33 protein-coding genes and 1 other annotated feature are annotated in these 24,695 nt (G+C 38.1%); of the genes, 6 read left to right on the top strand and 27 right to left on the bottom strand.

All coding sequences use genetic code 11. The annotated features are described in order from the left end of the window. Positions 1-112: 112 nt before the first annotated feature. The 8 genes from LC048_RS08635 to LC048_RS08600 all read right to left on the bottom strand — a co-directional run bounded on the left by LC048_RS08635 (position 113) and on the right by LC048_RS08600 (position 7,152). Positions 113-241: a hypothetical protein gene (locus LC048_RS08635; protein WP_264188498.1), complete on the bottom strand. Its 129-nt coding sequence runs from the start codon at positions 239-241 to the stop codon at positions 113-115. Between the two features lie 332 nt (positions 242-573). After that, positions 574-1,794 (bottom strand): helix-turn-helix domain-containing protein, encoded by a 1,221-nt coding sequence (locus LC048_RS08630; RefSeq protein WP_226604282.1) that lies wholly within the window; start codon positions 1,792-1,794, stop codon positions 574-576. 180 nt (positions 1,795-1,974) lie between these two features. After that, positions 1,975-3,246 carry a S8 family peptidase gene (locus LC048_RS08625; RefSeq protein ID WP_226604285.1) on the bottom strand — a complete coding sequence of 424 codons (1,272 nt, stop codon included), beginning with the start codon at positions 3,244-3,246 and terminating at the stop codon, positions 1,975-1,977. 397 nt (positions 3,247-3,643) lie between these two features. After that, positions 3,644-4,390, bottom strand: coding sequence for an STAS domain-containing protein (locus LC048_RS08620; RefSeq protein ID WP_226604288.1), 747 nt, complete (start codon positions 4,388-4,390; stop codon positions 3,644-3,646). Then, positions 4,377-5,039: a cobalamin B12-binding domain-containing protein gene (locus LC048_RS08615; protein ID WP_306049988.1), complete on the bottom strand. Its 663-nt coding sequence runs from the start codon at positions 5,037-5,039 to the stop codon at positions 4,377-4,379. The genes LC048_RS08620 and LC048_RS08615 overlap by 14 nt, the downstream gene beginning before the upstream one ends. Positions 5,040-5,050: 11 nt before the next feature. Beyond that, a complete protein-coding gene (locus LC048_RS08610) occupies positions 5,051-5,419 on the bottom strand; it encodes a hypothetical protein (protein ID WP_226604293.1) in 369 nt (122 codons plus the stop codon). Continuing rightward, entirely contained in the window at positions 5,416-5,721 is a 306-nt protein-coding gene (locus LC048_RS08605; protein WP_226604296.1) for an antibiotic biosynthesis monooxygenase family protein, read from the bottom strand. Before LC048_RS08605 ends, LC048_RS08610 begins: the two co-directional genes overlap by 4 nt. Before the next feature lie 405 nt (positions 5,722-6,126). Further along, entirely contained in the window at positions 6,127-7,152 is a 1,026-nt protein-coding gene (locus tag LC048_RS08600) for a threonine aldolase family protein (RefSeq protein ID WP_226604299.1), read from the bottom strand. 134 nt (positions 7,153-7,286) lie between these two features. Between LC048_RS08600 and LC048_RS08595 the strand changes: the two genes are divergently transcribed. Continuing rightward, on the top strand, positions 7,287-7,712 hold the full coding sequence (locus tag LC048_RS08595; RefSeq protein WP_226604302.1) for a CBS domain-containing protein: 426 nt from the start codon (positions 7,287-7,289) through the stop codon (positions 7,710-7,712). Between the two features lie 773 nt (positions 7,713-8,485). Here LC048_RS08595 and LC048_RS08590 read toward each other — a convergent pair. The 4 genes from LC048_RS08590 to LC048_RS08575 all read right to left on the bottom strand — a co-directional run bounded on the left by LC048_RS08590 (position 8,486) and on the right by LC048_RS08575 (position 10,817). Continuing rightward, on the bottom strand, positions 8,486-8,950 hold the full coding sequence (locus LC048_RS08590; RefSeq protein WP_226604304.1) for an STAS domain-containing protein: 465 nt from the start codon (positions 8,948-8,950) through the stop codon (positions 8,486-8,488). Between the two features lie 125 nt (positions 8,951-9,075). Continuing rightward, positions 9,076-9,213: a hypothetical protein gene (locus tag LC048_RS08585; protein WP_023614008.1), complete on the bottom strand. Its 138-nt coding sequence runs from the start codon at positions 9,211-9,213 to the stop codon at positions 9,076-9,078. 701 nt (positions 9,214-9,914) lie between these two features. Beyond that, a complete protein-coding gene (locus tag LC048_RS08580) occupies positions 9,915-10,523 on the bottom strand; it encodes a hypothetical protein (RefSeq protein WP_226604307.1) in 609 nt (202 codons plus the stop codon). A gap of 144 nt (positions 10,524-10,667) precedes the next feature. Next, positions 10,668-10,817 carry a hypothetical protein gene (locus tag LC048_RS08575; protein ID WP_226604309.1) on the bottom strand — a complete coding sequence of 50 codons (150 nt, stop codon included), beginning with the start codon at positions 10,815-10,817 and terminating at the stop codon, positions 10,668-10,670. A 305-nt stretch (positions 10,818-11,122) separates the two neighbouring features. Between LC048_RS08575 and LC048_RS08570 the strand changes: the two genes are divergently transcribed. Continuing rightward, positions 11,123-11,257 (top strand): BA3454 family stress response protein, encoded by a 135-nt coding sequence (locus LC048_RS08570; protein WP_226604312.1) that lies wholly within the window; start codon positions 11,123-11,125, stop codon positions 11,255-11,257. 193 nt (positions 11,258-11,450) lie between these two features. Here LC048_RS08570 and gloA2 read toward each other — a convergent pair whose 3' ends face one another. From gloA2 to LC048_RS08540, 6 genes are all read right to left on the bottom strand, one after another. Further along, positions 11,451-11,837 carry an SMU1112c/YaeR family gloxylase I-like metalloprotein gene (gene gloA2, locus LC048_RS08565; protein WP_226604314.1) on the bottom strand — a complete coding sequence of 129 codons (387 nt, stop codon included), beginning with the start codon at positions 11,835-11,837 and terminating at the stop codon, positions 11,451-11,453. An 11-nt stretch (positions 11,838-11,848) separates the two neighbouring features. Next, positions 11,849-12,244: an anti-sigma regulatory factor gene (locus tag LC048_RS08560; protein WP_226604316.1), complete on the bottom strand. Its 396-nt coding sequence runs from the start codon at positions 12,242-12,244 to the stop codon at positions 11,849-11,851. Between the two features lie 4 nt (positions 12,245-12,248). Further along, positions 12,249-12,605, bottom strand: coding sequence for an STAS domain-containing protein (locus LC048_RS08555; RefSeq protein WP_041965776.1), 357 nt, complete (start codon positions 12,603-12,605; stop codon positions 12,249-12,251). 265 nt (positions 12,606-12,870) lie between these two features. After that, complete coding sequence (locus LC048_RS08550) at positions 12,871-13,896, bottom strand: C40 family peptidase (RefSeq protein ID WP_226604319.1); 1,026 nt, start codon at positions 13,894-13,896, stop codon at positions 12,871-12,873. A gap of 397 nt (positions 13,897-14,293) precedes the next feature. Beyond that, a complete protein-coding gene (locus tag LC048_RS08545; protein WP_226604322.1) occupies positions 14,294-14,725 on the bottom strand; it encodes a hypothetical protein in 432 nt (143 codons plus the stop codon). 112 nt (positions 14,726-14,837) lie between these two features. After that, entirely contained in the window at positions 14,838-15,314 is a 477-nt protein-coding gene (locus LC048_RS08540) for a hypothetical protein (RefSeq protein ID WP_226604323.1), read from the bottom strand. A gap of 249 nt (positions 15,315-15,563) precedes the next feature. Between LC048_RS08540 and LC048_RS08535 the strand changes: the two genes are divergently transcribed. Both LC048_RS08535 and LC048_RS08530 read left to right on the top strand, forming a co-directional pair. Then, the gene (locus LC048_RS08535) at positions 15,564-16,733 is read left to right on the top strand and encodes a TIGR04053 family radical SAM/SPASM domain-containing protein (protein ID WP_306049982.1); all 1,170 of its coding nucleotides are present in this window, start codon (positions 15,564-15,566) and stop codon (positions 16,731-16,733) included. Between the two features lie 213 nt (positions 16,734-16,946). Then, positions 16,947-17,243 (top strand): HesB/YadR/YfhF family protein, encoded by a 297-nt coding sequence (locus LC048_RS08530; RefSeq protein ID WP_226604329.1) that lies wholly within the window; start codon positions 16,947-16,949, stop codon positions 17,241-17,243. A gap of 35 nt (positions 17,244-17,278) precedes the next feature. Here the strand turns inward: LC048_RS08530 and argS are convergent, their stop codons facing one another. From argS to LC048_RS08500, 6 genes are all read right to left on the bottom strand, one after another. Beyond that, positions 17,279-18,976: an arginine--tRNA ligase gene (gene argS, locus LC048_RS08525; protein ID WP_306049980.1), complete on the bottom strand. Its 1,698-nt coding sequence runs from the start codon at positions 18,974-18,976 to the stop codon at positions 17,279-17,281. Between the two features lie 45 nt (positions 18,977-19,021). After that, positions 19,022-19,235: a binding site (T-box leader), on the bottom strand. 72 nt (positions 19,236-19,307) lie between these two features. Further along, a complete protein-coding gene (locus tag LC048_RS08520) occupies positions 19,308-19,781 on the bottom strand; it encodes a GNAT family N-acetyltransferase (RefSeq protein WP_226604352.1) in 474 nt (157 codons plus the stop codon). A gap of 80 nt (positions 19,782-19,861) precedes the next feature. Next, the gene (locus LC048_RS08515; protein ID WP_226604363.1) at positions 19,862-20,770 is read right to left on the bottom strand and encodes a hypothetical protein; all 909 of its coding nucleotides are present in this window, start codon (positions 20,768-20,770) and stop codon (positions 19,862-19,864) included. Next, positions 20,754-21,299: an RNA polymerase sigma factor gene (locus tag LC048_RS08510; protein WP_226604365.1), complete on the bottom strand. Its 546-nt coding sequence runs from the start codon at positions 21,297-21,299 to the stop codon at positions 20,754-20,756. Before LC048_RS08510 ends, LC048_RS08515 begins: the two co-directional genes overlap by 17 nt. Positions 21,300-21,421: 122 nt before the next feature. Then, positions 21,422-21,691 carry an OsmC family protein gene (locus LC048_RS08505; RefSeq protein WP_226604625.1) on the bottom strand — a complete coding sequence of 90 codons (270 nt, stop codon included), beginning with the start codon at positions 21,689-21,691 and terminating at the stop codon, positions 21,422-21,424. Continuing rightward, positions 21,692-21,892: a hypothetical protein gene (locus LC048_RS08500; protein ID WP_226604366.1), complete on the bottom strand. Its 201-nt coding sequence runs from the start codon at positions 21,890-21,892 to the stop codon at positions 21,692-21,694. Between the two features lie 201 nt (positions 21,893-22,093). Between LC048_RS08500 and LC048_RS08495 the strand changes: the two genes are divergently transcribed. Together LC048_RS08495 and LC048_RS08490 are read left to right on the top strand one after the other, a co-directional pair. After that, positions 22,094-22,231, top strand: a complete 138-nt coding sequence (locus LC048_RS08495; protein WP_214907677.1) for a hypothetical protein — start codon at positions 22,094-22,096, stop codon at positions 22,229-22,231. Positions 22,232-22,331: 100 nt separating this feature from the next. Next, the gene (locus LC048_RS08490) at positions 22,332-22,760 is read left to right on the top strand and encodes a hypothetical protein (protein WP_226604368.1); all 429 of its coding nucleotides are present in this window, start codon (positions 22,332-22,334) and stop codon (positions 22,758-22,760) included. A 244-nt stretch (positions 22,761-23,004) separates the two neighbouring features. On the opposite strand, the gene LC048_RS08485 is transcribed toward LC048_RS08490, so the two are convergent. The 3 genes from LC048_RS08485 to LC048_RS08475 form a co-directional block, all read right to left on the bottom strand. Further along, the gene (locus LC048_RS08485) at positions 23,005-23,397 is read right to left on the bottom strand and encodes an HIT family protein (protein ID WP_226604370.1); all 393 of its coding nucleotides are present in this window, start codon (positions 23,395-23,397) and stop codon (positions 23,005-23,007) included. A 61-nt stretch (positions 23,398-23,458) separates the two neighbouring features. After that, positions 23,459-23,914 carry an NUDIX hydrolase gene (locus tag LC048_RS08480; RefSeq protein WP_226604372.1) on the bottom strand — a complete coding sequence of 152 codons (456 nt, stop codon included), beginning with the start codon at positions 23,912-23,914 and terminating at the stop codon, positions 23,459-23,461. 5 nt (positions 23,915-23,919) lie between these two features. Then, on the bottom strand, positions 23,920-24,636 hold the full coding sequence (locus LC048_RS08475; RefSeq protein ID WP_226604380.1) for a class I SAM-dependent methyltransferase: 717 nt from the start codon (positions 24,634-24,636) through the stop codon (positions 23,920-23,922). Between the last annotated feature and the right edge of the window lie 59 nt (positions 24,637-24,695).

The following is a 24,695-nucleotide window of genomic DNA, read 5'->3' as shown; positions in this document are numbered from 1 at the left end:
CTCACCTGGCCCATAAGTTAAATACTTACATTAAGTATAGTACATACGTTCTGATTCATCCATATAAAATAAAAAATCCGTTCCAGTGAATCCTGGAACGGATTTATATCATTTACCAATGGCGTGTATTTTCAAGTAATTTGTCAATCTCAATCGGGTTCAGTTTAAAGCTCAAATCTTCATCAGAGATTTCCATAGTCTCTTCCAACAGCTCGTCAATATCCATGCTAATTCTTCCCATACCGAACCTCCTCATATTTTTCAGCAGGACCCAATAGATGTCCGCTTCGTGGAAATAGTTCGTTTATTATATGAGGGTTCTGGGGGTAGTTTAACATCATGAAAACTTTCCCAAGTTGTAGAGTTTTTAATATATTTAGGAAATTTCGTGTAATTTTGCTGCTTCTTGAAAAAATAACTTATCAAGAAACAAAAAAGACCCTAAAGGGCCTTTTTTATATATTTATTTAGATTGGAGGCAAAATTGGCGGCATGCCAGCCACTAAAACTCCTAAAGCCATTGTAATTGTTGAAAGGAAAGCAACTAATTTCTTTTTCATTTTCATTCCTCCATTAATTAATTTTTTCAATATATTTTACCGCTTGATCAAACCTGCCTATCTTTTGATAGTGGTTTGACAGCAATTTGTAAAATCCAATTAACTCTTCACTTTTTCCGTCACTCTCTTCTAAATAAGGTATTACTTTCGATTCTGTATAGGCAAGCGACTTCTCTGGGGATTCAAGATTCATTAAGTAATAGTTTGAAAGTATTTTATATTTACGATTACTTAACATCTTTGATAGTTCATAAACCTCTTGAAACGCTTCTCTAGCCTTTTCTTCACTTCTCAACGCTAAATAAATCTCTCCAATAGAGTAAGTTGTGATTAAATAATGGGTATTTTGGTTGGTTTGTAAAGATTTACTCTTCTCAAAAAACAATATCGCATCTTCGTAATGGTGTAATTTTTTTTGCAAGTAACCCATGTTGTGATAAATCTCCGGAAGCAGTTTAGTTTCTTTTAATAACTCTGCATTTCTGATTAAATGTTTAAAACATTCTTGAGCTTCTTCGTAAATTTTTGAGTGAGTATAATTAATTCCTAGTAACATCATTGCGTGGAGTATTCGTTTAAAGTTATGATCTTCCATGAACTCTTGCAATGCAAGCTTTCCGTAATAAATAGCATAACCTGGCTCCTCTAAAGTTGTCTTAGCGATTGCTCGATGGTAAAATAATTCACCACTTGAAATGTCAATCTTAGAATCTTTACCAATTGAACCTAATAAGTGATCTGCTTTTTTATATATTCCCTTCTTTAATAAACATACAGCATAAAGATAGGAAAATAAAGCCAACTGAGGTTGGGAAAATATATTCTTCTGTTTGTTTAAAAGGTCATACTGTTTTTGTGCGTCATCTAACAGTTCCTTAAAAACTAAATACCTATATTTTGCAAGTTCATATGTATGTAGATTTGTAGTAAATGGAATAATACTTTCAAACTCCTTTAGTTTTTCCATTACAACGTCAGCTTCATCATTTAAGTAATAGTCAATTTTTTCATTCAAATCAGCCACTAATTGTTTGATTTGTCCCTCATTTTCCGTAATAGATGAAAGGTTGACCCCAAGCCTTTCGAGCAATAGGCCCATTGTTTCTTCATTGCCTTCCTTGGAGTTGCTTTCGATCTTGCTTAAATGAGGAACTGAACATATACCATTTGCCAGTTCCTTCTGTGTCAGACCTTGCTGGATCCTATAGAATTTAATGAGTGGTCCAAACTGCATACGTTCACCATCCGTTTTCTTTTAATCTACCATCTTTTCAGATGTTTTAAACAGTCCGAAAGTACTATTTTTTAAAAATTCTATATTTTATAAATTATTTCTTCATATAATACAACAATTTATTAAATAAAGCCACCCGAATCAATCAACCCGGATGGCTGGCAATTTTGTTAGATTCGATTATTTTACGCGTGGGAAGCCGAAACCTGATGCATAATCATCGCCAGTAGCTGCTCCTGTTCCACCTTTGATGTCGTATAGCTTTGCGCGTCTTTGGATTTCAGAACGAAGCTGAGAGTTGCTCCATGACTTGTTAGAAGACCAAAGCTTCGCTGCAAGACCTGCAATATGTGGAGTTGCCATGGAAGTACCACTCATTGTCGTGTAATTTCCATCTACTGCAGTTGAGTAAATTCCACCGCCAGGAGCAGAAACTTCAACATCTTTTTCCTGGATATAGTAGTCGCCATCTGTATTAGGGTTTCCGCGAGAAGAGAAGCTGGATACCCTATGAGTTCCATTAACGAATGCGTTGTCAAGTGATGCAACAGCGATGGCATTTGTCAATGCGCCAGGGTAGCCAATAGTGTTTGAGTATGGACCGCTGTTGCCTGCAGCTGCTACCACAAGAACACCTTTACTGTATGCATAATCAACTGCGCTTGCTATCATCGAATCCTTGCTGCTTGAACCAAGTGACATATTGATGACCACTTTTGACCCCGTACGAGCTCCCTCATCAGCAGCATGACGAATCGCACCCGCAATATCATCCGAGTAACCTGAACCGTTGTCGCCTAGTACTTTATAGCCCCAAAGTTCAGCTTGTGGTGCTACACCATAGACACCGGCTCCGTCATAGCCTCCATTTGCGACAGCTGTTCCGGCAACATGTGTTCCATGTCCCTGTCTGTCGGTACATGTTCCGTTAACTAAAGGTGAACTTTGTGTAAAGTCTTTACATTGTTCTACATTATCGGTTAAGTCAATGTGGCTGCTATTTATACCAGTATCAAGGACAGCCACTTTAATGCCGTCTCCTCCGGTCGTGTACTGAATATTATTGTCGTTATATATTGCCTGGATTCCCCATGGTGTCTGGTCAGAAGGATACGATGCCTGGACAGTGTAATCCCCTTTGCCTTTCCCTTTTCCTTCAACACGAGCCTCAACTGTGTAGGTTTCAACCTGAGATACTTCAATATTTTTGTTCTTTAACAATGCCTGATATTGATTGCTGTTTACTTCAGTTGTAAACCCCTGATTCCCAAAGTCCCATCGCTTGCCAAACTGTTCTTTCACTTTTGCTTTTTCTGCACTCGGACCCTTAATTAAAACTCGATAAGTATCCTGGCTTTCTTGCACTCCTGCTCCAAAAGCCCCTGTAGCAAACATCGAAACACCCATTGCTAAACTAAGTACAGCGGATCCGAGTATTCTCTTCTTCTTCATTCTTTTGCTCCTCTCGCCTTTGAAAATTTTACAGCATATCGGCTGCAGGATTAAGTATATTTTAAATTTTCAGCCAATATCAACTGTTAACCGGGCCTTTCTGGTTGGGAAAAATAAGCGGCAGAAAACTAGTACCGGCGCTGATTTGGAATTTAATTACTAATTACATTTCCAATTGAAACACAATTTCCCAGTATAATCGTTAATTCATTTTCAACAGATTCCTTCCTTATATGAATTTTATTTTATGGTTGTAAATAGTACTAATTCGGTAAAAAAGCACTGGTAAATTATGATCAATACATATTGGGAAACCGTCAGCTTTAGAAAGTAATAATAGAAACAATGACCCATAAAACAAAAAAAACACTCCGTAAAAATTATCGGAGTGTTTTTCCTAAAACTGTTTATTAAGTGCTTTGCTTAGAGTATTCAAAAAAGGCACATCAGGAACCGCTTTTGAGTTATTAAGGTAAAAGGCATGATTCGGCTTTATTCCGATTATACATGGCTGAAGTCCCATCAACTGGAGTTCATTAACCAATGAAACGAAGGCTTCTACTCCTTCGATTGTTAAATTTCCAACTCCATTAAAATCAAACAGAACCTCTTTATAGTCCCCCTCTTGTGATTTTTCCAATACCCTCTGTTCATTTTGGCGAATTAGTTCAACATCCAGGTTTCCAAAAAGAGGCACCAATGCAGTGCTATTGGTTAACTTTATGAATGGGCAAGAAAGACTTTTAATCTCAAAAAGTGTTTTTTCAACCAACTCTTTTTTTTCAAGCAGTTCTAGATTAGTGTCTGACAGCCGTTTCCGGTGTTTATCAACCATACTTTCTAATTCCATCAGGCGATGGTCTTTTTCAATACAAATGATATGACCGCTATCTCCATTCCAATTTACACTTATGTCAAACAGGGCATATGGCGAATTTTTGGTTATCATGGTTAATTCGCCTTCTGCCCTGCTTTCCTTATTTCCCAAAATATTCTTTGTTTTGCCTTGGCTTTCCCGGTCCACAAGATCAAGAAAGTTTTTACTTATATAAAATATTTCTGAGCTTACTTGAGAAAAATCATGGATATTATATTCACGGTCTACTAAAAAATATGGCTGTGGCAAATATTTAAGATCCGACATTTGATTTCACTCCATGCTGATTACGGTCAAGCCAATCTTTTATATCTTCAAGGTTCTTTAGGAAAAGTGTCCGTTCCGAACCATATCGTTTAAATTCATACTGACTTAACAAACGTCCTCCAATAATAACAACTGGATGGGTTGGAAGTTCTTCTAATTCTTTTATATAAGGACGAAGTTGTTCTGCATGGTAAAGGATTGAAAAAGACAGGCAAATAGCATCCGGTTTCCACTCTTCTGCTGCTTTTTTAACGTATTCCAGCGGAAGGTTCGGACCATGGTATTTAGTTTCCCAACCATATTCACTGAACAGCTGGCTAACCATTTTAAGGTCAAGGTAATGCTGTTCTTGTTCAACACAAAGAAACATTGCTTTTTTCCCATTAGGTAATACTTGCTTGTCTTTTCCATGTTGCCAATTATACCGTGCCATTACATAATCACAAGTCGAAGTTGCCAAATGTTCATCAGCGACTGTGATTTTGTTGGTTTCCCATAAGTGACCGATATGCCTCATTGCAGGAGTAATGAGGTTTTCATAAATGTATAAGCTGTCTCTCGAGGCCTTGCTCTCATCTTCTATCAGTTCCCAGGATGCATCCTGATCACCTTCTAGTAAAAGCTGCGACAGCTTTATTGCCTTTTCCATGTCACCTCACCTCATTCATTTATTATTGCCTCATCTGATAATGAATTAATCGCGCCTTCAAGCATACTGATAAATACTCTAGAAGTTTTGTCGTCATCCGACTTTTCAAAAGCGATGATCAATCTCTGGAAATTATCAACTAGATGCTCTGTTTTCATGCCTCTTGAGGTAAGAATGCCATTAAGCCAATGGGCATAATCAACGAAGTATTTCTCCTCATTCATTCTTGCAGCGGTTTGGAGATACTTTAGATGATGCTCATTGTCCTCTTTACATTTTAGCTTACCTCGTTCTCCATATTTTTCTAACAAGATAGGATAATCCCTATAAATTCCATCGGTAACTTCTTCGATAATTGAATGGATTAGTAAATGATTCATTCGGCTACCACCTTGTATCGTCCGACACTTGGACGAATTGATGCTAGCTCCTGGTCTGGATAATTCTTCTCAAGTTCATGAACTTTCTTATATGCGTCACTCGTAATATACTTTATATAATTTTCCTTTGTATCCCAGCTGATTTGAACGGTCAACTCTGATGGGCTCTGTTCATTTTGCAGCAAATGAAAGGAAATGAATCCTTCATAATCATCTACCAATCTTGATCTTTTTTGGTAGATGCCAATCACTTCATCAACCTTGCCTTCTGGTATGTTCACAGTTGAATGAACGATATACATACTCCATTTCCCCCTATCCCCTTTTAAAACATAGTCCAATTATACATTTCTAATAGTAACCATACAAATTTACTACCTACATAGTAGAAATGGAAGATTGATTGTTAAGCAAAGCTTTCTAAAATTTGTAAATAATATACTAAAAAACAATGAAAGAGTGAAATTGGTATAATCTGATAGATTCGATGATTTACGCTAAGAGGTTGGGAAATTATTATGACAACCCAGAGGCTGGTCAGACTAATAATACGCTGGGATTCATGGATATCTAGATGTTACCTATGTACAGGCAAAAAAGCTACTTCACCTTTTTAGCACGATTAACAGCAGGCTGCGCGAAAACCTATCATTTTAATATTTTTGAACAAAAGAATAAAGCTGGATGGAAGTCATCCAGCTTTCGTCTTATTTTCTTGCTGCCTTCGCAATTGCTGCGATTGCATCCTGAATCTGATCTTTCGTTACATCATAATGGGTTACAAAGCGTACATAAGTGGGACCAAACGCACCAGAGATGACTCCTTCAGAACGCAGCCTTTCGACAAAAACCTCAGAAGTGATGTTCAATCCTTCTACATCTGCAACCACTATATTTGTTTCCGGCTGCCTGGCAAGCTTAATTCCTGAGATCGATTGAATGGCTTCAGCCAAAACCCTTGCATTCCATTGATCTTCTCCAAGTCTATCTTTCATCTTTGTCAAAGCTATTAAACTTGGTGCAGCAATGACACCTGCCTGTCTCAGGCCGCCACCAAGGCGCTTCCTCCATTTGCGTGCAGCTGTGATAAATTCAGTATTACCAGCTATGATCGAGCCTACTGGTGCTCCTAATCCCTTTGAAAGACATATTTGAACTGTATCTGTGTTTTTAGCAAATTCCTTCACATCAACATCTGCAGCTGATGCGGCATTGAACAATCTGGCACCATCTAAATGGACAGGCACTTTATTAGCTTGGGCAATACTATAGATTGCGCTCATATTTTCGACAGAGACGACTGCTCCTCCTGCGCGGTTGTGAGTATTCTCCAAACAGATAAGTCCTGTTTCAGGATAATGGATATCTTCAGTACGAATTGCATTGAAAACATCCTGTGGATCCATTGCTCCCCTTTTCCCTGGAATGGTTCTGGTCTGGACTCCAGCAAGGGCAGCAACCGCTCCTGATTCATAATAAAAGATATGGGATTCTTCCTCCAACAGCAACTCCTGTCCTGGACGGCAATGGGTTAAGACAGCTATTTGGTTTCCTTGTGTCCCGCTAGTAACGTACAAGGCCGATTCCTTGCCAAGTATTTCGGCTGCTGTTTCCTCTAATTTCCTGACTGTTGGATCCTCTTTATAAACATCATCACCCACCTCGGCAGAGTACATGGCTTTACGCATTTCTTCAGTGGGTTTTGTGACTGTATCACTTCTTAAATCTATCATGATTTCCCCTCATTCCATTGGATATTTCTTATTTAATCATATTTTAACAACACAATCTTCAAAAAACTAACAGTTTCTCCTTGATAGCATTCGGGTAATTCTTCTATATACACTTAATAAAGGAGGAATATAGTATGAATATCGAAAAAGTAATGACTAGAGACGTAGAATATTGCAGTCCCGACACACCAATTCACGAGGTAGCAGCAAAAATGAGGGATCTAGATGTTGGGGTCATGCCGATTTGTGAGAATGACCAACTGACAGGTCTTGTTACTGACAGAGATATTATCCTGAAAGCTGTTGCTGATAACACTTCAATGGAATCACCCATATCCGAGGTAATGACAACAGATCCTGTGAGGGGAACCGTCCATATGAGTGCCGAGGAAGCAGCAGACTTGATGACAGACGTACAAATCCGCAGGCTGCCAATCGTTGAAGACGGAAAGATGATTGGAATTGTTTCATTGGGAGACCTTGCTGTCACGCATACGCTAGATGATGAAGCAGGACAAGCTTTAGAAGAAATTTCTACTCCTTCTGAACCCGAGAAGTAAACTATCATAAGAATAAACGGGTTTATTTGTGAGGTGCAAAACGGCAAATCACATATTAATTCGCACCGATTTCAACACACTATTCACAATACAAAAAGGCTAAGCCTTTTTTTATATTATCTTATTGTGCTAAAGCACCCAATAGTTCAATTAGCGGTCCGTGGTTATTCAAGAATACTTTTTTCTTCCACGCACAGCCCGGTCACGGTTAAGGGAAGCAGCGGTGAGTTGATAAGCGGAGAAATTCCCCTTAATTTCGAAAAAGCTTTAAAAATAGCTCAAATAGCCGGAGAAATTTTCGACTATCGACTTAAAAAACAGGCAAATGGACAATTTTGAACCATTTAATCGGAAATTCTCCGCTTATTTTCACCCAACCGAGCCATATTCTTCACTCTAACCCGGAGAATCTCCGGTTATTTTAAGTCTTGTTGGCATCTCAAATTTGCCTTTATTAACCTGTCTCGTTACTTTTAGTACATTATTTCACAAGGTCTTCGATCGTCTTATTACAATTTTAACTTAAATATCCAAACACCTTCACAATTACCATAACATCCACTTACCAAATCACTACAAAATCACATACCCACCAATAATTATTTCCGTCCATGTGAAATGACTTGTGAATGGTTAAATTACAAAAATACATTGATATAACACGAAAAATCGCACAGTGAGTTTCAATGTGAAAATCCGTGCGATTTGCTTTGTGTTTTACTTGTTTGCACCTCTGAAGTAAACCCGCCAGGAAAATGCCTGGCGGGTTATTCTTATTCAGAGATTAGCCTGAATTCCATGCCCTTTTGCTTCATCAAATGCTTTAAGGCTGATTGAAAGGTTGAAAAAGACTGTGCTTCTAATTTTATTCCATCAAGGACCATCCGCTTGACCAATTCCGGATTCATTCCTACAAATAACGTTTTGACACCCATCAATGAAATAGCAGAAGCCAACTCATGAAGCTCCCTGCCTATTTCTTCAAGGCATACATCCTCAATTCTTTCACCACTTATATCAGTTAGGTCTATAATTGCTGTTTCGATATCTTTATTTTTGATAAAGTGAAGAACTTTTTCGCGTATTTTATCAAAGCGCTCTGCTCGGATTAGTCCGGTTATAGGTACCAGTATGGTCTGAGGAACAATAGAAGGTATGATTGGCGCGGACATTTCAGAAATAATCGTCTCATATTCTTGAATTTTTCTCTCCAGCTCCACGACCCTAGATGTTTCCAAAATCCCACCCCCCGATACATATAATTCTCCCTGCTTTTACTATGATACCTTTTCAGGAATTTTTTGTATAGAAAAAAACTGCTTCTATTAACGAAGCAGTAAGTAAAAGGTCACCCTATTGATTCTCAGTTTATGACATTAATTAAATGCATAATATCTTCATAAATCTGTTCTTGATATTCGTCATCACAACATCTTTTATAATCATCAATCAAACGTCCGAGTTCTTTTAAAAAGATTAACTTTTCCTCTTCATTGATCATGGCAAACTTCTCCTTAACCGGACATAAGTCATGTGTGCGGGCTAAATTATCATAACTATTCGATTAAAACAACAATAACTTTTCCAGACTATATTATTATATTTTGTAAATGTGGAGAAACTATACATTATGCAGTCTAAAAGATTAAATTAATTAAAGAAAGGAGCAGCCATGTTACATAATATTTTCAGGCTGTGTATGCTGCTAATATCTTGGTCAACATTATTGTTATATCCTAAACGTGTATTAAAGCAGTTTCTTCCTGTCACGATGTTTGTTACAGCTTTAGTTTCAATATTATTGGTATTGTCACACCCATATAGATTATGGAAAGTCTCAGGTGGCATTAAAACGCGAATTTTCAATGATCTTAGTTTTACTCTTGGTTCCTTTTTAGTTACAAACCTCTGGGTGTTCCGCTTGGACTACGGTAATATTTGGCAGTATTTAGGAGTTAATCTTGTGATCGATTACTTATTAGCTTTTCCCACCACAAAGCTTTTTGAGAAGATGGGCATATATCAATTAGAAAAACTGAAACCATTTCATTTTTTCAGTATTATTTATTCATATGCTATTCTCGCATACGGCTTCCAGTATGTTCTTCAAAGGTCTAAAAGATAAAGGCTGCTCATTTCAATTCACCGAAATGATGGAATATCAAAAAAACCCTTCCAACAATTTGTTGGAAGGGTTTGTGACTATTCTTCATCTGTAGTGATATTCTCCATCACCAGTTGAACTCCTTTTGTATTCTCGATATAAGTGATAACTGGGTCAATTTCGTTTCTAAGTTTCGGAGTCAATGGCAATTCAATTTTATTATCATCATAGGTGAATATGACTTTATCTGGTGTTAAGGTACCACCCTCTTTTTTGTTAATTTGTTTCATCTCGGTAATTTCATCCCATGAATATTCGGTTTGTTCTAATTTCCACAGCTCATCATAATACAAGCCATTCTTGTCCATATAATAATAATTGTCAATACTTAAGTAACCACCTGCAGCCATAATCAACAGGGTAAATATAGCGGCAATAAAAATATGGAAACTTCTCTTTGTGGACTCATCAGTTTTAAAAAGGTAAATCGCCATGATGATCAGTAACACAGGAATAATCAAAAACACCGCAACCATCGATATATATGATGACATCGGGCTATCAAAAAACCAGTGTGAACGATCCAGGTAAACTGAATTGTGAATAAAAGATACGATAAAAATCCCAATTGGTACAGATGCGAAGAGCAGGATAACCGCTACTGTGATCAGCAAACTCCCGGCACGGTCAGCATTATGTGCATTCAAATCTTGTTCCCCTTTTCTAAATCTCTATATTTCCATAATATATATTCAACCACAAGCGAATAATCCCCTGCTTAAAATGGAAACTTTTTTCCTATCAAATGCAACAATAAAATAAGCCGGAATAATCTCCGGCTTGTTTTGTTGTTATTTTCTCATGTTTTCCTTGTCCTTTAATCTATTTTGTTGATCCGGAACTCTTCCTTGATCCTTGAATTCATCTATCTTTTCATCTTCACCAAGTTTTTCTCGTTCGTATTCAACCAAGCTTTGCGGGTCATTTTTTGAATTATCCATGAAGCATTTCCCTCCTTAGCATTAGTATTTATACTTTTCCCTGTAAGGAATATGCCCAAACCCGCAGACACGAAGTATATGATGGTCAGGGAACTTTTCCTCCTATGACTTTGTATTAAAGCGATATTCAACAAACATTTGATTGACATTTCATGTTGATATTCAGCATGCATTTGCAACTTAACAACTAAATTTACTCAGATTCTGCAAGTCCATCAGGTTTACATTAACGGTTTATATGGTAATTAGGATAATAAAGGATCTTAACAAATAGCATGTAGAACAAGAGGAAAGGAAAATGTATTATGAGAGAAATTACAGTAACTGTAGACTTAAAGGGGAAAAATTATTTAACCAATGTGATTGCTGATCGTGAAACATCTGACGAGGAAATCCTGGAGATGGCACGAAAGCAAGTTCAAGAGCAATGGCTCTTTTAAAATATGGAAAAGGATGTTCAGCTTTTGTCGCTGAACATCCTTTTTTGTTATCTTGTGGGAGATTGACATCAGAATGGTATTAAAATTGAGTACTGAATTATTCACCAAGACAATTAAGACATCTGAAATCAACTGACTTGAACTACAATGCAGTACAAATTTATTCGCGGACCGAAACAGTGGATATTATTCTTTACTCTTCATATAATTCAATTGGTAATCCATCAGGATCGGAAAAGAATGTAAATTGCTTATGAGTCAGTGGATCTATCCTGAATGGCTCCACTTCCACACCTTGCTTTTCAAGATAATTTTTATATGAGGAAAGATTTTTCACAGTGAAAGCGAGATGCCTGAGACCCGCAGCCTCAGGGTAACTAGGTCGTGCTGGAACGTCCGGGAAAGAGAACAATTCGATTTGATAAAGACTTCCAACACTTAAATCCAATTTATAAGACCTTCGTTCTTCTCTGTAGATCTCTGAGATGATCTTCAAGCCAAGAACTTTAGTATAAAACTCTTTTGACCTTTCATAATTTGAACAGATAATGGCGACGTGATGTATTTTATTAAGCTCCATGCCATTACCCTTTATCTTGCCCACTTTGTAATCGTTATTTTCGTGCCAATTCCCGGCATAGAATCAATATCAAAACTGTCCATTAACCTTTTAACTCCTGGAAGACCTGCACCAAGACCGCCTGAAGTTGAATAACCATCCTGCAAAACCATTCTTATATCATTTATGCCTGGACCATTATCAGCAGCAGCAATCCGAATCCCTTTTCTTCCGTTCTCTTCTAAGACGTCAATAGTAATCTGGCCGCTGCCCGCATATAAATATATATTTCTTGCGAGCTCAGAAATCGCTGTCGTTATCCTTGCCTGGTCAACGCCACCAAATTGGAGATCCTTTGAAACCTCTCTCCCTTTCTGACGGGCAAGTACTATATCAAATTCATTATTAATATTAATCGGTTCTGTCATTTGGCTAACCCTCTAACAATTGGCTTAATATCGAAATTCCTTGTTCAAGATCCAGTGCAGTATGGACATTTTCCATTGTTATGCCAAGCTCTATTAAAGTAATAGCGACTGCCGGCTGGATACCTGTAAGGACAGCTTTTGTGCCCATCAGGCTTGTCATTACTATTACATCGCCCAATACTTTTGCAATGAACGAATCAATCATATCGACTGAAGTTAAATCGATTACAACACCTTTTGCTCCCGTATCTTTAATTTTATTCAACAAGTCTTCCTGAAAAGTCAATACTGTCTGATCATCAAGTTCTACTTGAATTGAAACTAATAAATAATCTTTTAACTTTAGTATAGGAATTCTCACTTTTTATGCCTCCAAATAATTAAACTCACCAGAATTCACTATGTACAAATTATTTTCATCCAAGATGTTCTACATCCTAACACTTGCACGTTAGTAAATAAGATTTTAATTGGATTATACGCTATATATAAAGTGGTTTACAAATTAAAAGCTGTGCTTTATAGGTGAAATGCAAATAAAGTGCTATTAATATAAAAAGTTAAAAAAACCTCCAGTTAGGAGGTTTAATTAATGCTACTGCTGGGTAAAGATTTAAAAACAAAGATTAAAATGTTGTTTTTGCTCCCAGGTAACGTGGTTTCCAATAGGAATTATTCATATCACTAATTTCAACTCCTCTTGAAGAGCCTGCATGAATAAACTTACCATCGCCTAGGTAAATACCTGCATGGGATGGACCTTGCTTATACGTCTCAAAGAACACTAGGTCTCCTGCACTTGGTGAAGAGACAGGTGTTGTAGCATCCCAAATGGACGCGACAGTCCTCGGGATTGAAATTCCGACTTTGCCAAATGCATAGTTTAAGTATCCTGAACAATCAAACCCTGCAGGAGTGCTCCCTGCCCAAACATAAGGGACTCCAATATACTTTTTGGACTCAGCAATTAATGAGTTCACCTTAGATGTAGAACCATATGTAGCCATCACTGGAGTGTTTGCTGATGACACATTAGTAGCAACTAGTGTTAAAGCTGAACCTGAGAGCTTCAATGTCTGACCAGGGAAGATAAGATCAGATTTTAGATTATTCATAGACATTAATTGTGATAGCGATAAATTATGGCGAGCAGCAATCGTTGACAAATTGTCACCGCTACGGACTGTATACGTGCTGGATGAGCTAGTTGGTGCTGTTGTAGCTGTTGTTGCCGTTGAAGCGGCAGTTCCAGATACATTTAATTTTTGTCCAGGATAAATCACATCCGATTTAAGTCCGTTCAATGATTTTAGTCCGCTAATGGACATTCCATATGATTTTGATATTCCCCATAACGTATCGCCTGACTTCACGACATAAGTAGCACTAGATGTGCTTGTACTTGAATTTGCACTTGTGGTGTGACTATGCGGTGCTATCACTGATAGATTTTGATTTACATAGATGGTTGAGCTTGATAGATTATTCCATTGTTGAATATCATTTATAGCAACATTGTAGATGTTTGAAAGCTTCCATAAAGAATCTCCAGATTGTACTGTGTGTAATTTATCATGAGCACTTGCAGAACCATTGAATGATGTAAATAAAATCCCGGCTGTTGCAGCCACCGTTAAAAGCTGTTTTTTCATGTTAGAGCAACTCCTTTGATTTCGATTACAAATTAATAGTAGAGTTTCCTAAACTAGTTTTGAATCTATAAATATTGGTTTGTGAGGAATAGTTTTCCTCTGGTAAAAATACCGTTTACATGGCAAAAAAGAGCCAAAACCTATAATTTGCAGGGTTTAAAGGCTCTTTTTTCCTATTTAAATCTTTTTTTGTTACATTGCTGAAATATAAGCTTAATCTTGTTGTAATTTTTCCAACTCAAACATTTTACCCAGCATTTCATATTAACAAGGGATAAAAGAACTAATTAATTGAATGAACAATGTTTTTTCTCAGGATTTGACCAATAATATTTTTTTTGTGAAACAAAAATGTCCCGCTGTAAAACAACAGCGGGACTTTTGTTTCTTGCAGGTATTATAGGTTTCGCTTAATTAACTGATTTGACAAGTGATCAACTTGCTGGCTATTTCCTGTTTCCTTGGCAGCTGAAGCAATTTGGTTAATCATCTGGCTGCTTTCTGGGTTTGTCGAGGTTGTCGAATGGAAACCAGTTGTACTGTATGTCTTATTAGTATCTAACCCGGCAGTGATTTCTTTTGCGAATTCAGTAATTCCTGCAGCCACTGGATTATTGAAAGGTTTTCCGGCGTTGGAACTCTGGAAAAGCTGCTTCATTCCATCTCCCATACGATTCCGAAAAATATACGCTGTAGCAGCACTTGCCACAACACCCATTACCGAATACGTAATGGAACGATTTTTCTTACGTTTGTACCCGAACATTTTCATCATTTTTTGAGGTATATTCGATTTCATCAGCGTGGACATCCATGCAGATCTATTCATCGGCAGCACCCCTTTGGATATTAGAGGAGCAAAGCGGCTCCTCCACTACTAGTATTAGTTTTCTGCCATTCGATATACCTGTAAAAGATAACATTCGTGCACCTGTTAATGACTAATTTAAATCTTCATACACGAGTACCCTTGCGTTATAGAGCACATAGCCATTTTCCCATTTAGCACGAACCTCCATTGCATACTCCCCAGAAACAACATTGTAGTCCCCAAGGGTCAATGGACACCCTTCAAGTCCTTTATAAACCAGCTTTCCTGTATCCATTTCCCATAAATAACACTTTACAGAATCAGGTGATTGTTCAAATAATAATCTAATCTTGTCGTCTGTTTCGACAATAATTGGAGTGGATTCTTTTACGAGTATAGCAGGGTCGGTATTTGTATCTGCCGATGCTGTCCTTCCCCATTTCCTTAAAGAATAAGTTGCAGGCTTAATCTCCACAGCATGTTTGGCAACAACCACTTCTAAATCCGGCGGGGTAGGTTTATAACGACAATAAGCGGTCCAACTGATACTGCTGAATAAAATCAATATCAATAAAGTCATGATTACCCAGAGAACGGACTTTTTCACCTAAATCCCCCATTTCCGTAAAAACCAATTGTTCCAAATACATAGACGGAATGTTAAGTGAATAGGTTTCAAATATTTCAGTCATTTCCTGAGGCTCTCAGGTTTTTATTTAAAAAATATAATTTCAGTAGGAGATATTATTTTTACCTTAAAACACTTTCAATATTATGTAACATTCCTTACATGCATATATGATCTCTTATTTTATAATGAATGATAAATAATAAAATAATGATAAAAGAGTTGGTGATGAAAATGCACGGACATGGACGTATTCAACCTGCGGGAGGACATCCTGCTGCTATTGACTTTAATGAAAATCCGTATATCGTTATCTGGGAAGTAACAAGGGCTTGCCAGCTTAAATGCTTGCATTGCAGAGCAGATGCTCAGAATAAGCCTGACCCAATGGAACTGACAGCTGAAGAAGGCAAAAATCTAATCGATCAGATTTATGACATGGGAAATCCTATGCTTGTATTTACTGGTGGGGACTGTATGATGCGAGAAGATCTCTTTGACCTTGCGGAATATGCAATTAGTAAAGGGATGCGCGTTTCAATGACCCCTAGCGCCACAGATAATGTAACGAAAGAAAACATGCAAAGAGCTAAGGAAGTCGGACTTTCAAGATGGGCTTTCAGCCTTGATGGTCCTTCTCCTGAAATCCATGACCATTTTCGAGGCACTCCTGGATCGTTTGACCTTACAATTGAAAAAGTAAAATACCTGAATGATCTAAATATGCCTTTGCAGCTTAATACGGTAATTTCCCGCTACAATTATGAACATCTTGAACAGATGGTCGAATTGATGAAAGAACTCAAGGTAGTCATGTGGTACATTTTCCTGCTTGTACCTACAGGTCGGGGACAACGGGATGCTTGTCTTACTCCAGCAGAACACGAAAAGGTATTCAGATGGCTTTATGAGTTAAGCAAAACCGCTCCATACGATATTAAAACGACTGCCGCTCAACATTATAGACGTGTAGTTTTCCAGCAAAAAACACGGGAAAATAGGGTCAATAAGAAAGAAGGCATTCGTTATGCAGACACCCTGACTAAAGATATGGCTTCTATGATTGATGGGTTGAAGCGAGCCCCTAAAGGAGTAAATGACGGGAACGGATTTTTGTTTGTTTCACATACTGGTGATGTCATGCCTTCAGGGCTACTGCCTCTTGTAGGAGGGAACGTCCGCGAAAAGCCATTGGCTGAAATATATCGAAACTCGCCTATTTTTAAAGAATTGCGAAGTCCTGATAAATATAAAGGCAAGTGTGGAATATGTGAATTTCGCTTTGTCTGCGGTGGTTCACGCTCCAGAAGCTACGCAGTGACTGGTGACTACATGGAAAGCGAGCCATTTTGTGTCTATATTCCAGAAACAATGCGAAAAAAAGAAACAATGGTGTAGTTCTTCAGCAGCTCCTTATTTGGAGCTGTTTTTATTTTAAAAGATCTTTTTTCACTAAGACTAGTGTCCAGCTTCAGCACTTATAGTGGCTTAGCAAGGGCTTACCCATTTGTATTTTGACACTTTCATGACAACGCAAAAACTGTGACATAAAGCACGGCAACCAGCACCGTTCAGGTTTTACAATTAAACTAACGAAAGGATGGTGCAAAGATGACAATCAAGATTGATCAAAACGCATTCAAATGGTTTGAACAGGAATTTGATACACCAAAACCGTTTCACATCCGCCTTTATCCTCAATATGCCGGGTTTGGTGTTAAGAACAAAGGCTATAGCCTAGCATTCTCACTAGAAGCACCTGCTATTGCCGCTGAACAGCAAGAGATTGATGGCATAACCTTTTTTGTGGAGTCGAATGATACATGGTTTTTTGACGAGACAGATGTAGAATTAAAGTTAAGCGACACCTCTGGAGAAATTTTCGCTAAATATATTGAACTTAATTGAAACTAAGGAGTCCCTGTGTATATAGGGACTCCTTTTTACATTTCCAATGGTGCTTTAATTCCAAGCAATCTAAGTCCTTCTTGAAGAACAACGCTAACGGCATGAACCAATATAAGCCAGCCATCTTTTTCTGCATCATCTCCAAGAATCCGGACCTCTCCGTAGTATTTATTAAAAGCCTGGGACAGGTTTAGAACATATTTAGCAATGAGGGATGGATCATTTTTCTCGACCGCTCTCATGATTGTATCCGGAAATCCTCGAAGCTCATTTATCACAGGCCATTCATCATCAGCAGCCAAATTGACTTCCCCATTGCCAGCTTTATATGACCCCTTCCTCAGCAAAGACTGTGCCCGGGCATTTGTATATTGAACATATGGGACTGTTTCGCCTTCGACTTTTAGCATCTCTTCAAGGGAAAACTCAATATCATTCATACGGAAATTTTTTAGATCATGAAAAACAACCGCACCTGTACCGACCATCACAGCAATATCTTTTTTATTTGCCAAAGAAGGATTTTTATCCTCAATATTCTTTTCGGCCAACTGAATGGAATCTTGGAGCACATGTTCGAGTAAGACAACCTTGCCTTTTCTTGTGGACATTTTTTTGCCGTCCTTTAACATCATGCCAAATGGAACATGAGTAATGCCGGTCTCCCATGGAAGGTCCGATTTTGCAAGCACTGCTTTCAGTTGTTTAAAGTGCAGACTTTGCTCGTTGCCAACCACGTATAAAGACTTTACAAAAGAATACTCTTCGAATCTGTACTTGGCTGCAGCTAAGTCCCGGGTTGCGTACAAAGTAGCGCCATCCGATTTTTTTATTAGACAAGGAGGAAGTCCATAGTCATTCAATTTGACTACTTGTGCCCCATCAGAGTCTTCAAGCAGTCCATTTTCTCGCAGCATTTCCACAATTGTTTCCATCTTATTATTATAGAAAGCTTCCCCAGCATATGAATCAAACTCAATTCCCAACAGATTGTATATTTTCTTAAACTCCTTCAACGATTCGTCCTTAAACCACTTCCAAAGTCTAAGTGCTTCGGCATCCCCATTTTCCAGCCGCCTGAACCAGTCTCGGCCCTCTTGTTCAAGCTGTGGCTGACTTTCTGCGGTTTCATGAAATCTTACATACAGCGCGAGCAGTGCCTGAATCGGTTCAGCCTTCACTTTTTCCTCATTGCCCCAAAGCTTGTATGCCGTGATGAGTTTGCCAAATTGAGTTCCCCAGTCACCTAGATGATTGATTTTAACTGTTTTGTAACCTGATTTTTCATAAATAAGCGAAAGTGAATTCCCGATAACGGTTGAACGCAGATGGCCCATTGAAAATGGTTTAGCGATATTTGGCGAGGAAAGGTCAATTGTTACAGTCTGACTTTCACCAAGGTCAAGGTCTCCATAGTGATTCTTTTTTTGCCGTATTTCATGTAAAAGTTCTTTAGCGACGCATGCCTTATTTAAGTATGCATTTATATATCCGCCAGCTGCTTCAAATCGATTAAATGAGCCATCGATCTGGTTTTGCAATCGTGAACTTACATCTTTGGCAATTGCAACTGGTGGTTTTCGCATCATTTTCGCCAGTTGAAAACATGGAAAAGCCATGTCACCTTGGTGCAAAAATTTTGGTTTCTCAATTAACCTCTCTATTTCATTACAAGTAAGATGCCCATCTAGCTCGGCAGCAAGCAATTCTGAATACAGCTTGATAAATTCCATTAGAATTTTCCTCCTTTATAAAACAAAAAAAACTCCCGCCTCTATATAAGAGACGAGAGTTTATCCCGCGGTACCACTCAAATTGTTCCAAACTAAGGAACCTGCTTTCATTGATAACGGGGAAGTTCCCGGCCGTCCCTACTCATTTTCAGGAAAGCATCTCAAAAGTGCGCTTCATTACTCTTATGCACCAGGCTTCCACCGTCCCTGGCTCGCTATTGCATGATAAAGTAACTACTCTCTTTTTCATCGATTAGATATTTTTACCATTATAAACAACTGCTATGTCATTATGCAATCATTATTTTCGATATTTTTTAGACACAATTAACTATTTAACTTTTAATCCTGTGTTGAATTCTTGGATGGATCGATTGTAATCATCAAACGTTTCCACATAGTTGCCGCTGGTATAATCGCCTATCACTTTCCGCCAGAAGTTCCTTGCTGGTTCATTTTTCTCTACCTGGGTGATACTCCATTTTCCAGGGAATTGATCAAACAGCTTAAATGCAGCAATTTTGCCGAATCCTCTCCTGTAAAATTTCCTCATTATAAAAAACTCAAGGATGACATTTGGGTCACCGCTTTCGACCATTGCAAACCCTGCCAGCTCCCCATTGTGGAGTATAAAATAAGCGTGTAAATCTGCTTCAGACCAATATGGCTTCAAATCAAACGGTGCAAAACTTCCATTCTCTTCAAGCTTGAAATTCTGAAAGACCGTAAATTCATAAATATAAAATTGAACTAAATTGTGAAGAATTGCTTCATCCTCTTGTTTTACTCGCACTATATCAATCACAGAGATTCCCCTTTTTTCAAGATATATATAAGAATTCAGCCATTTATCAGGGAAATCCTTTTTCTCCTTAAAAAGTCTTTTTACTCTTCTCTGTTTGGATATGAATAATGGTAGGTTATTTCTTTTCCCTGCATCGAGATTTCTACTCTTTCTAAACCATCGCTGGATTCGAATGTGTATGATGTGCCGTCACCCTTGATTTGCTTCCATATCCCCGATGATTTGATTTTATTGATATAATCTTTAAACTGTTGCGGTACTCCTCGTTCCCATACATATTTTTCTTTATCACCTATTAACTCTACTGGTCTTAATCCAACAGGATATGGGAGACTTCCGTAGCCATGGGTAACATAAAGCTGCTCATCATGTCGATATGGTTTAGGTTTGTTAACATCTAGTGATGAAATGACCCGGAAGATTTCAGAGTATTCAAGTTTTGGGTAATCGAAACTGAAATGCATTGTTTCTTTTCCGGCTTCGACAAAGAAATGGTACCGGAGACTAACATCCATCATCTTGAGGTGTTCGATATATAATGATGTTGGATAAGGAAAGTTCACCATCTCTTTTGCCATATTCATAGCGCTCGTATTGATAATTTTTTTCTTCTCTCCATCGGTTACAAACTCAGCCATTCCTACTTGTTCAGGGTTTCCTTTTTCAAAAAAGGCATAACCTTCCTCGTTTTTTTCGCTATATATGCTTTCTAAATCCCAATTGAGACTGAGTTCATTATCTGCTTGCGATTGTCCTGACCCATTTTGAGATTGATAATGTTGTTGTAACTGGATGAGCAGACCTGCCGAGATGATTACAAATATTGCTGTTAATACAACATTTTTCAACTCGAATATTCTATGTTTAATATTTAATCCAGCTTGTGCACGAATCGATGACCTGATTTTACTTCTCATCCTTTCTTTTTCATCTTCTCCCGGGGTAACTGATCTTAGGGCAGTCCAATTTCGTTCAGAAGGTTTTTTCAAAGTATTCGCTCCCTTCCAATACATCCATTTTCTTTAATGCAGCTAATCCCCTTGACAAAGTCTTTCTGGTTTTTGATTCCGACCAACCCAGGATTTCGGAGATTTCCTTAGTGGAACACTCTTCAACCTTTTTCAAAGTAATCACAAGCCGGTAGTCCGGTTTAAGCTGCTGGATTGCTTCCAGTGTTCTCTCTATTGTTTCTCTGTGTTCAATATACTGTTCAATGTTAAAAGGTGACTGGATCTCAGGGTCATTAGCAAATAAGGAAAAAATCCTCTTTCTTTTTCTCTTGCGTATTTCATCTATTACGAGATGCTTTGCTATACTAAAAAGCCAGGTTTTCACATTCGTTCTATTTTCGAATTTCTCAAAGGACGTAAAGGCACGCAAAAAAGTGTCATGTACCAAATCCTCGCAGCATTGGCGGTCTCCCATCATGTAAAAAATAAACCGGTAAATATCTTTATAATAGATCTCATACCATTCCATGATCTGCTGTTCCTTAAATTTATCGTTTATTTCCCCCACCTCATTTCCCCATCTATACGATAAGTCGAAACAGAATGAAAAGTGTGACACATTTTTGCTCCTTATTTATCTATTATAAAGTAAAAATGAGTCCTTACCTTTTAAGATAAGGACTCATTTTACTAGTATTCTTCGATCTCCCAGGTATGTGTGAACTGAATACAGCCCTTTAATGTTTGTGCAACCGGGCATCCTTTTTCAAATACATTCAATGCTCTTTCAGCTGCTTCGCTTTTCCCCGCCGGGACCTTCAGCTCGTAGTGACAGCTTATTTTGGTAATTTTTAATACTCCTTCAGGTGCTTCAATAGTTCCTTGGACTTTAGCCATGACTTTATCAGGTGAAGTTGGTATTTTACGCGCCTCCAGCGCGCCAGATAGGGTTCCGACCAGTCAGCCGCCTGCTGCTGAAACGATATGGTCAAGCGTTGACGGATACTCTACCTCTGGATTAACACCATAGAACTGCTTCACTCCGCCATGGACACCAAATAACAAAGGCTCACTAAAACCATCAATATAAGCCTCTCTTATTTTGTTGGGAGTATCTTTTTGAATCACTGTTATCCTTGTTAATGCGATTGGCTCAGACAAATTACGATCCCTCCTCGAATTACTAACTCCAACATATAAGAAACCTTGCTGTTTTACAAACAATTGCCTACTGATTTTACAATTAGGCAGCCCGAATTCACTAATCTATGATACAAGCTGATGCTCGTCCAATATCTTTACATATGATGTTGTTGTAAGGTTCGGATCTTACCTATCTTCTTTATGGAAGGGGGTGAAGAGATGTTGATCACTGCGATTGTCGTTCTTTTGCTGGCTCTTGCTTTAGTCGTTGCGATTTTGTTGGGTCAGGATGCTTTAGCTAATGTCCTTTACACTTGCATCGGTGAAGTAATTGCTGTCGAAAACGGTGCTGCTTAATCTCTTTGAAAGATTTGAAACTTGATGTTCCTTACAGTCTCTCCGGCTATACCGGTATATGCCGGGGAGATCTTACTAAAAGATAGAAAGGAAGTATTTAATGAATGAAAATGAAGTAAAGCCATATATTGACCGTGTAAAAAATGATCCGTCATTAAATGAAATCCTTCATTTTACAGAATCAATCCTCAAGAAATTACCAGAAAACGAGAAAGCAACCGATAAGATTGAAGCACCAAAGGATAATCAATTGAATGCAGAAACACTTAACTCCCTGGTGACTGCTGCACAAGGCTTTATAAATCCAACTACTTTATCATTGCTTTCAAGGACTTTAAATCAGTCAGAAATTAAAGAAAAGGATTCTGACACTACTAGCTTAAAAGATAAGGTCGAACTGTTTTCAGCTGACTTGAGTGAAGTAAAAGAGGAATTGAAACAAACCAAAACTCAGTTAGCAGAAAAAACTCATCGTTTGGAAGAGCTAGAGACAACGGTACAATATCTTAAACGCCGGAGGAGACGGTAAGTGATAATAGAGTCCTTCATTTTAATATGAAGAACTCTATTTTTTTCAGGTCTTCTTAATCGATTGCATAAGGTGATTATGTAACCTTCTCAACACCTCTTAACGGTTTAAAAAAAGTACCGCCAAATAAATGGCTGTTCCCCACATAATCATAGCGGATACCTTATTTTTCATTTTTAACCCCTCAATTTTAATTGATTCACATATTCTAAGACTGCCAAGTCAACATGGTCAATGTGTACAATTATGAGCCATTATTTTTTTCGTGATCATGAAGCAACCGTCCTTGTTCGTCACGAACCCTTGCACCAAAATGGACATGCCAGTGCATATGCTTATTGCTTTGGTAGTTTCCAATGTTAGTCGAAATCGTGCAGGCCCCATAATCCTTTTCAAGCTTAGAGGCAATCTGCTTCACAACTTGAAGCACATCAATCAAAATTTCATTTTCCTCACTGGATACTGTTAAAAAGGATAAAATATGTTTTTTGGGAATGACTATAATATGTACCTCATAATATGGCCGGGTGTGATAAAACGCGAGAGTCTGCTCCGTTTCAAATACTTTTTCAACCGGGGTTTTACCTGATAATACTTCATCACAATAGAAATCTTCCCATCTTTGGTCAGCGATCATTTGAACACCTCTTTTAATTGACTTTCTCGACTTCGGGACAATGAGCCACAAATCTTTTTCACTATTCTATGGCGTAATTTTGAAGATAATGTTTTATATAATCCATGTAACTTTTTTGCAAGTCTTCAGGCAATTGATCCAAGCTAAAGAATTGAAGATCGATTGATTCAAGTTCATCTATCTCTAGTTCCCCGACATATTCATTTGTGGAATAGACTGTAGTCACTGAGTAGAGTTCGTCGCCATTGGCTACCTTTAAATAATATTCTGCACCTGATACTACGCCCTCAAGCTTCAGTTCTCCAATGTCGAGTCCCGTTTCTTCTTTTACTTCTCTTCTTGCAGTTTCTTCGAGGCTCTCTCCTAGTTCCATCAATCCTCCTGGAAGACCCCAGCCGCCGTCACTTCTATGCTGAAGAAGTAATTGACCTTTATTGTTAAAAACAAGCACAACAGCTCCTGGCAAAATAAGCGGCCTGTGGCCCACTAGTTTTCTTAACTCTCTGATATATCCCAACTCGTTCACTCCATAGTTTCTTTTTTGAATAATGCAGCTAAAAGTGCAGATGTTCCAAATTCGGAAGATTCTGGTCCCATGTCCTTCATTTTTCGGATTTCAACTGCTTTAAAGTCGTGAAAAATCTCCTTGAGTTTTTCATCCGTAAAACCTAAACCGCCTCTCATGCTTCTACCTCTATAGACCTCCCAATCGGAAATAGCGGCTCCGCCAAGCTCTCCTCCCAGAACAAAACAGGTTAGCGCGAAGAAACCACCAGGCTTTAAAGCTCTCTTTACCAGCTCAATATAACTCATTCTCCTATGAGGAGGGATATGATGAAAGCAGCCAGAATCATAGACAAGATCATATGTACCTTCTGCAATAGCGAAATCAAAAATATTGCTTTGAATAAAATCCACTTGTACATTTTGTTCCTTTGCCCTTTCTCTAGCCCACTCCAGCCCTTCTGTTGATTGGTCGACAGCATCAACATTAAAGTCATTCCTAGCCAAATAAATAGCATTCCTTCCAGGTCCACAGCCTAATTCCAACACTTTACCCGTATTAATTTTCTTCGTTTCAATATATTCCACCAAGTTCTCATCGGGATAATTTTTAAAAAAAGGAATTTTCCTTGCTCGATCAGAGTAAAATTGATCCCAATCGAAATCACTTTCTTGTTTCAAAAGATGATCCAACATTCTTAATAAATCCTCATAACTATGGATTGTTTCTTTCATATAGCCCCCCAAAAATTCTCTATTATACTCTCTCTGGTTAAAATCTCTTGCCCTGTACC

Origin of the sequence: Mesobacillus subterraneus (assembly GCF_020524355.2) — a bacterium.
Taxonomy (GTDB): Bacteria; Bacillota; Bacilli; order Bacillales; family Cytobacillaceae; genus Mesobacillus; species Mesobacillus subterraneus_C.
The sequence above is the reverse complement of the archived record's forward strand: the minus strand, read 5'-3'. Positions and strand labels throughout refer to the sequence as shown.

Coding starts and splice junctions, on each gene's coding strand:
- LC048_RS08635 (WP_264188498.1), bottom strand. CDS start 241: ATGGGAAGAATTAGCATGGATATTGACGAGCTGTTGGAAGAGACTATG.
- LC048_RS08630 (WP_226604282.1), bottom strand. CDS start 1,794: ATGCAGTTTGGACCACTCATTAAATTCTATAGGATCCAGCAAGGTCTG.
- LC048_RS08625 (WP_226604285.1), bottom strand. CDS start 3,246: ATGAAGAAGAAGAGAATACTCGGATCCGCTGTACTTAGTTTAGCAATG.
- LC048_RS08620 (WP_226604288.1), bottom strand. CDS start 4,390: ATGTCGGATCTTAAATATTTGCCACAGCCATATTTTTTAGTAGACCGT.
- LC048_RS08615 (WP_306049988.1), bottom strand. CDS start 5,039: ATGGAAAAGGCAATAAAGCTGTCGCAGCTTTTACTAGAAGGTGATCAG.
- LC048_RS08610 (WP_226604293.1), bottom strand. CDS start 5,419: ATGAATCATTTACTAATCCATTCAATTATCGAAGAAGTTACCGATGGA.
- LC048_RS08605 (WP_226604296.1), bottom strand. CDS start 5,721: ATGTATATCGTTCATTCAACTGTGAACATACCAGAAGGCAAGGTTGAT.
- LC048_RS08600 (WP_226604299.1), bottom strand. CDS start 7,152: ATGATAGATTTAAGAAGTGATACAGTCACAAAACCCACTGAAGAAATG.
- LC048_RS08595 (WP_226604302.1), top strand. CDS start 7,287: ATGAATATCGAAAAAGTAATGACTAGAGACGTAGAATATTGCAGTCCC.
- LC048_RS08585 (WP_023614008.1), bottom strand. CDS start 9,213: ATGATCAATGAAGAGGAAAAGTTAATCTTTTTAAAAGAACTCGGACGT.
- LC048_RS08575 (WP_226604309.1), bottom strand. CDS start 10,817: ATGGATAATTCAAAAAATGACCCGCAAAGCTTGGTTGAATACGAACGA.
- LC048_RS08570 (WP_226604312.1), top strand. CDS start 11,123: ATGAGAGAAATTACAGTAACTGTAGACTTAAAGGGGAAAAATTATTTA.
- gloA2 (WP_226604314.1), bottom strand. CDS start 11,837: ATGGAGCTTAATAAAATACATCACGTCGCCATTATCTGTTCAAATTAT.
- LC048_RS08560 (WP_226604316.1), bottom strand. CDS start 12,244: ATGACAGAACCGATTAATATTAATAATGAATTTGATATAGTACTTGCC.
- LC048_RS08550 (WP_226604319.1), bottom strand. CDS start 13,896: ATGAAAAAACAGCTTTTAACGGTGGCTGCAACAGCCGGGATTTTATTT.
- LC048_RS08545 (WP_226604322.1), bottom strand. CDS start 14,725: ATGAATAGATCTGCATGGATGTCCACGCTGATGAAATCGAATATACCT.
- LC048_RS08535 (WP_306049982.1), top strand. CDS start 15,564: ATGAAAATGCACGGACATGGACGTATTCAACCTGCGGGAGGACATCCT.
- LC048_RS08530 (WP_226604329.1), top strand. CDS start 16,947: ATGACAATCAAGATTGATCAAAACGCATTCAAATGGTTTGAACAGGAA.
- argS (WP_306049980.1), bottom strand. CDS start 18,976: ATGGAATTTATCAAGCTGTATTCAGAATTGCTTGCTGCCGAGCTAGAT.
- LC048_RS08495 (WP_214907677.1), top strand. CDS start 22,094: ATGTTGATCACTGCGATTGTCGTTCTTTTGCTGGCTCTTGCTTTAGTC.
- LC048_RS08490 (WP_226604368.1), top strand. CDS start 22,332: ATGAATGAAAATGAAGTAAAGCCATATATTGACCGTGTAAAAAATGAT.
- LC048_RS08485 (WP_226604370.1), bottom strand. CDS start 23,397: ATGATCGCTGACCAAAGATGGGAAGATTTCTATTGTGATGAAGTATTA.
- LC048_RS08475 (WP_226604380.1), bottom strand. CDS start 24,636: ATGAAAGAAACAATCCATAGTTATGAGGATTTATTAAGAATGTTGGAT.